This is a genomic window from Lentiprolixibacter sp. (genome assembly GCF_982873095.1).
This window is the reverse complement of the sequence record NZ_CEYNTP010000173.1, coordinates 1-6,147: the sequence shown is the minus strand read 5'-3', so window position 1 is coordinate 6,147 and position 6,147 is coordinate 1. Positions and strand designations below refer to the sequence as shown.

6 protein-coding genes and 1 pseudogene are annotated in these 6,147 nt (G+C 45.3%); 1 reads left to right on the top strand and 6 read right to left on the bottom strand.

Annotation, left to right across the window (positions count from 1 at the left end; genetic code table 11):
- From AC4E7D_RS10450 to AC4E7D_RS10425, 6 genes and pseudogenes are all read right to left on the bottom strand, one after another.
- Window positions 1-240 (bottom strand): annotated as a pseudogene (locus AC4E7D_RS10450) (type III polyketide synthase); the annotation flags it as partial.
- The gene (locus AC4E7D_RS10445) at window positions 233-958 is read right to left on the bottom strand and encodes a methyltransferase domain-containing protein (protein ID WP_490173739.1); all 726 of its coding nucleotides are present in this window, start codon (window positions 956-958) and stop codon (window positions 233-235) included. The gene AC4E7D_RS10445 and the pseudogene AC4E7D_RS10450, both read right to left, overlap by 8 nt.
- Window positions 955-2,076, bottom strand: a complete 1,122-nt coding sequence (locus AC4E7D_RS10440) for an NAD(P)/FAD-dependent oxidoreductase (RefSeq protein ID WP_490173738.1) — start codon at window positions 2,074-2,076, stop codon at window positions 955-957. The genes AC4E7D_RS10445 and AC4E7D_RS10440 overlap by 4 nt, the downstream gene beginning before the upstream one ends.
- 75 nt (window positions 2,077-2,151) lie before the next feature.
- Window positions 2,152-2,832, bottom strand: coding sequence for a YiaD family glycine zipper/OmpA-like lipoprotein (locus AC4E7D_RS10435; protein ID WP_490173740.1), 681 nt, complete (start codon window positions 2,830-2,832; stop codon window positions 2,152-2,154).
- A gap of 21 nt (window positions 2,833-2,853) precedes the next feature.
- Window positions 2,854-3,336, bottom strand: a complete 483-nt coding sequence (locus tag AC4E7D_RS10430; RefSeq protein WP_490173737.1) for a lipocalin family protein — start codon at window positions 3,334-3,336, stop codon at window positions 2,854-2,856.
- Window positions 3,337-3,454: 118 nt separating this feature from the next.
- Entirely contained in the window at window positions 3,455-5,449 is a 1,995-nt protein-coding gene (locus AC4E7D_RS10425) for an alpha-ketoacid dehydrogenase subunit alpha/beta (protein ID WP_490173736.1), read from the bottom strand.
- 109 nt (window positions 5,450-5,558) lie between these two features.
- Here AC4E7D_RS10425 and AC4E7D_RS10420 point away from each other — a divergent pair.
- Window positions 5,559-6,147 (top strand): isopenicillin N synthase family dioxygenase (locus AC4E7D_RS10420; protein WP_490173735.1); only part of this gene is annotated, 589 nt, incomplete at its 3' end.

Sequence of the window (6,147 nt, the reverse complement as noted above, 5' to 3'; positions counted from 1 at the left end):
TACTGCCTTTGTGTAGCAGGTATTTTTCTCCTCAAAACTGGTTGCCATGAAAACCTCATGCAAATCCATAATGCCATATCGCTTGTCGACGCCTGCCCCTTCAAATATTTTCATCACCTTTCTGCGAAAACGTTCGTTCTGCCCTTCGAGCCATAATGAGACTGCGGGAAGAATTTCCTTTGTTTCCCGGCAATAAGGCGGAAGTTGTTTAGCGACGGAAACGATAGCAGGATCAATCATAGTTTAATTTCATCTTGGGATAAAGGGTAAATAAATAGCGAAATGCCCATTTTTTTTCTAAACGGTAGGTGACCTCTCCGATCTGGTCTGCAAACTGCCGCAGCTCTTCTTTTCTAAAACCTTTTTTGATTGAGAGCCCTCCATCGTGCCTCGCGATATAGGTTTTAATAAATATACTACTAAAGACTTTGAAAAGATAGTAGGCCAGACCACTTCGCTGCAAATCATTCACTAAAACGGCTATCCTGGCCGTCTTTACCATTTGACGTAAAAACAAAGGCACCTGTTCTGACGGAATATGGTGCAGGGTCAGGGTGCTGAGTACGATATCCGACTTAAATTTGACAGGGTCGGCCTTGAGAAAATCAAGGGTGTGGTAGGTAATCTCCATACCGCTGTTATTTTTTTGACGGGCCAACCCAATGGAGGTAGCGCTTATATCCACTCCATGCAATTCTATGTTGCATTCCTTATCAATGAAGTAATCGCCAATTTTGCGAAGCATAGCCCCATCACCGCAGCCCACATCCAGGATACGATAACTGGGCTGTGGATATAGCTGTATAAGATTAGAAATAGCGTTTAGCGTTACTTGATAACCTCCCAAAGCGGAATTGACAAAATCAATATCCCTGAGTACCGCATTCAGGACTTCCGGTTCCAGGGACGTGTCCTCCATTAATTCGGGTTCCATTACCCGGTACCTGAACGTTTTCATACCGCAATAGGTTTACCGTGTGTTTTTCGAATGACCTGCCTGGTAAGGCCAGGAAACCTGGCCAGACCAGAGAACACTACATCAGACAACTTCTTGTTGATGAGCAGTTGCTGCAATACACGCCCAAATTGCAATCGCTTTTCAAATTGCTTTTTCCAGGCCAGCGCATAGTTGTTTTCCATTAATTTTCTATCCTTTTCCTTTGATAGCAGGAACACCGCTATTGCTTCAGTAGCCAGTTTGGCACTATGGATCGCCATAGCCATACCATTCCCGCAAAGGGGATGGATCAACCCGGCTGTATCTCCACAGAATAGGATATGATCCAAAACAACCTCCTTCCTGGCAAAAGAGACCTGTGCAATGCTCAGCGGTTGTTCCCATAAAGGTTGAGCTTTCTCCAGAAAAGCCTTTAAAAAGGGGTTTACTGACAGCACATTTTTATTAAAGGCATCTATATCCCGGAAATTCATAAAATTTCTGTAGGAGGCCAGATAGCAAAGGTTCACTGCGCCAGATTCTGTTTTCGAAAGGCCACAATAACCGCCTGCAAAACTGTGAAGTGCCACTTTATTCTGTGGAAAACCCGAATGCCGGTAATGCGCTTTAACGGCCAGCCAGGGCGACTTTTCTTCTATAAACGGGCGATGCAGTGATTTATCCAGCCCGCTTCTCTTCCCGTAGGCGCCTATTACTACCCTGGCCTGAAACCCTTCACTTTTTTGCCCGCATACACTGAAATAATCTCCCTCATAAGTGATCTGCTTAATCGCCTCAAAATAAATGTCTACCTGGTTATCAAGGCACTTCTGGTACAAGAGGTGATCCAGAGTATACCTGCTGATACCAACACCTCCAAGGGGTAATTGCGCTGTAAAGGATTTACCACCCAGGGTGCTTAATTCGAAGGTGTCTATAGGGACGCCCTGATGTAGATCTATTTCTAAGCTTTTCAGGTAGGGCAGTATCTCACTGGAAAGGTATTCTCCGCAGACCTTGTGGCGGGGATAGCTGGATTTTTCAAAAACCGCAACACGAAATCCCCTGCCAGAGAGGTCCAGTGCTGCGGTAAGTCCGGCAAGACCCCCTCCAACGATTATAACATCATAGCAATTCACATTTTGAAGATACCAATTCCGAAACAAAAAATCCCGGCTAAATTGCCGGGATGTAATAAAAAGATATTGATTCTGCTATCCTTTGGTCATCTGTCGCGCTTCTTCCTTGAGCGCTTCGCTAGCGATAATTCCAAGCTCTACCCTGCGATTTTTAGCTTTACCTTCGGCCGTTGCATTATCCGCTTTTGGCTGGGTTTCGCCATACCACCGGGTTGTGAAGCGTTCAGCGGCTATGCCCTGACCGATTAAGTAATTAGTGACAGACTCAGCGCGCTGCTGCGAAAGTTTCATGTTGTATTCATCCGATCCCGCACTATCCGTATGCCCTTCTATCAGGATTACTGATTTTGGATATTCTTTGAAAATATCCGCCAGACGATTTAATGTTTCCGCTGAAGTTCCCTTGACATTGGACTTGTTGGTATCAAAATACACTCCTGCTTCTTCATTAAAGGTTACATTAATACCCTCACCAACACGCGTCACTTCTGCTCCAGGGATCTCCTCCTCGATCCTTTCCGCCTGCCTGTCCATCCTATCGCCTATATAGCCTCCAGCTACGCCTCCAACTACCCCTCCGATAATTGCTCCGAGCACCGTGTTTCCCTTACCGACATTGTTACCTATCACACCGCCAATCACTGCACCTCCTGCGGTTCCTATGACAGCACCTTTCTGCTTGTTGTTGGCATTTCTCACAGCACTGCAACTAAAGAGCAGACCCAATACCATGATAACAGCCAGACTACGTTTCATAATCCTATTCATGACTATATTTTATTTTTTATTGAATTCGTAAACTACCGTAATGGGCGACCCATCGACCGTTACATTTTGTTTTAATACCATTTCTGACGCCGTAAGTTTATCAATGACAAGACGGTATCCCCTTCCTCCGTCCAGGTCTTTGTTCTTTTCATCAACAAATTTAAACTGGAATTGAGAGCTGTAATTCTCTGGTCGTTCGATCACTGACCAACGAAAAAACCGATCTCCGCCCTGACACAAACTCCCATCTTGTATGGTATAGCGTCCAGTGCTGTTATTGTCGCGAAAAAACCAATCGCTACCTTCGAAACAAATGGCTCTTGCATCCTCGAATAGCACTGCAGTAAATGATCCGGTATTATTTTCATAATTGATGTTTTCAAGTGACCAACTACCGCTGAAAAGGTTACGCTGATTTCGTACCGATTTGCTGATAGAGCAACTGCTGAGCACAGTAAGCAGTAACAGGGAAAGCACAAAAGTTTGCTTCATGGTTAACTATTTAGGGTTACAGGTCTATATACGTAAAAATAGGCTTGCCTGGTTCTGAGCGACTAAAAAACCTTTCCGGTTTTAAGGATCAGTAAACAAGAGGCCCTATACTATTACCCTAGTAGTCAAAAAGCTTACGAATTTCCTCCGATAGCCGTTCTTTCGGTAAAAATTTATTCTCGAGATTCCGGGCAAAAGGAACTGGTGTTTCCAGGCTTCCCACCCGCTTTACAGGAGCATCCAGGTGCTCAAAACAGTGCTCCCCTACAAGTGCAGCGATATCGCTACCCACTCCACCGAAGAGGGTATCTTCCTGTAAAACGAGTAATTTTCCTGTTTTCTTTACCGAAGAGTAAACGGCATCCATATCCAGGGGCTGCAATGTCCTAAGGTCCAGCAGGTCTGCCGATATCTGCGGGTTTTGCTCCAGTGCTTCAAGGGCCCAATGTACCCCGGCACCAAAGGTGACTATAGAAAGGTCTGTTCCCTCTTTCAGCAGGGCCGCCTTGCCAAACGGAAGTGTGTAATAGCTTTTTGGCACATCCTGATAGATACTCCTGTAGAGGGCTTTATGCTCGAAGAAGAGTACGGGATTAGGATCGTTTATAGCTGTAGCCAACAAGCCTTTCGCATCATATGGAAATGCAGGATACACCACTTTCAGGCCCGGGGTTTTGGTAAACCAGGCCTCATTGGTCTGTGAATGAAATGGTCCTGCCCCTACTCCTGCCCCACAGGGCATCCTGATCACCACATCTGCCTTTTCATTCCATCGGTAATGCACTTTGGCAAGGTAATTCACAATGGGATTAAAACCACTGCTCACAAAATCCCCGAACTGCATTTCCATTACGGCTTTCATACCATTAATGGATAGCCCCATAGCAGTCGATACCACAGCAGATTCGCAGATTGGGGTGTTCCTCACCCGTTCCCTGCCAAAGGCGGTTACAAAGCCTTCTGTAATCTTAAAAACACCGCCGTATTCCGCAATGTCCTGTCCCAAAACAACCAGATCATCATGGCGTTCCATAGACTGCCTGAGTCCTTCGGATATGGCATCAACAAGGCGAATATTATGGATGTCTATTACTGGCTTAACTTCCTCGTATACAAATTCGTTGTATACATCATTTAATTCTTTTATTTCATTGAAAACCACTTCTTCTTCGGCAAATGCGAGTTTCAGTTTTTCGTCTATTTCGTGAACGTACTCTTTCTTGACAGCCACTTCCTTCTCCTCCTGGAGTAAGCCCTTTTCATGGAGGTAGGCGGAATAGTTTTGTATAGGATCCTTTGCCGCCCATTCCTCTAAAAGCGCTTTAGGAACGTACTTGGTGCCACTCGCCTCTTCATGGCCGCGCATCCTGAATGTTTTGAATTCTACGAGTACAGGCCTGGGGTGTTCACGCATGTCCCTACAAAGGGCATCTATCTTACTGTAAACCTCCAGAATATTATTGCCGTCTATGATGTGTGCCTCAATACCATAACCTTTTCCTTTATCGGCCAGGTGTTCGCATCGGTATTGCTCATGGGTTGGCGTGGATAGTCCATAGCCGTTATTTTCAACACAAAAAAGTACAGGTAAATCCCAAACGGCGGCCAGGTTCAGGGCCTCGTGAAAATCTCCTTCACTGGTTGCTCCTTCTCCGGTAAACACAGCCGTTACCCGTTTTTCCTTACGTAACAGATGTGCAAGGGCAATCCCATCTGCCACTCCCAATTGTGGCCCGAGATGGGAGATCATCCCTATGATTTTATATTCCTGGGTTCCAAAGTGAAAACTGCGGTCGCGCCCTTTTGTGAAGCCGTTCGCCTTCCCCTGCCACTGGGAGAAGAGGCGCTCTAGGGGGACATTCCTCGTAGTAAAGACACCGAGGTTGCGATGCATAGGAAGGATATATTCATCATCCAGTAAGGAAGAAGCTACGCCAACAGCTATAGCTTCCTGCCCAATACCGCTGAACCATTTCGAAATCTTCCCCTGCCTCAGCAGGATCAACATTTTTTCCTCTATCATCCGCGGTTTTAGCATCCGCTTGAAAAGCTCGATTTGCATTTTCTCCGAAATGCCCGTGCTGTTGTACGCAATGTATGATACGCTGTCCATAGTCAACAGGTGTAAAAGTAACAAAATTGGACACAATCCTGAGACCGTACAGCAACGCTTTCTGCTATATAATTTATTACCTTTGGATCGAACAAAACAACACCTATCCATGAGTACCATTCCCAGTGTAGACTTGCGTGATTTTATTTCCGGAGATGAAGGTCGAAAAGAAAGCTTTGTTAAAGCTATAGGAAAGGCTTTTGAAGAAATTGGTTTTGTTGCATTAAGCGGTCATTTTCTCTCTGATGAACTGGTTGAAGAACTTTATGCTGAAATAAAAAAGTTCTTTGAACTTCCCCAGGAGGTCAAGGATAAATATGAAATTCCCGGTATTGGTGGCCAGCGCGGATATACCTCATTTGGAAAAGAACACGCCAAGGGTCGAAAAGAAGGAGACCTGAAAGAATTCTGGCACTTTGGACAATATGTGGAAGGTGACCCAAAGTTACTGGAGGAGTATCCTCTAAACGTTGAGGTGAAAGAATTACCCAGGTTCAATATTGTGGGTAAGCAAGCTTACAAAATGCTGGAAAAAACAGCGAAATATGTACTCCGGGCTTTGGCACTCCATCTGGAGCTCGATGAATTTTATTTTGATGAATATCTGAAAAACGGCAACTCCATCCTGCGACCTATCCACTACCCGCCAATAACAGAGGAACCCAAAAATGCGGTGCGTGCTGCAGCCCATGGAGACA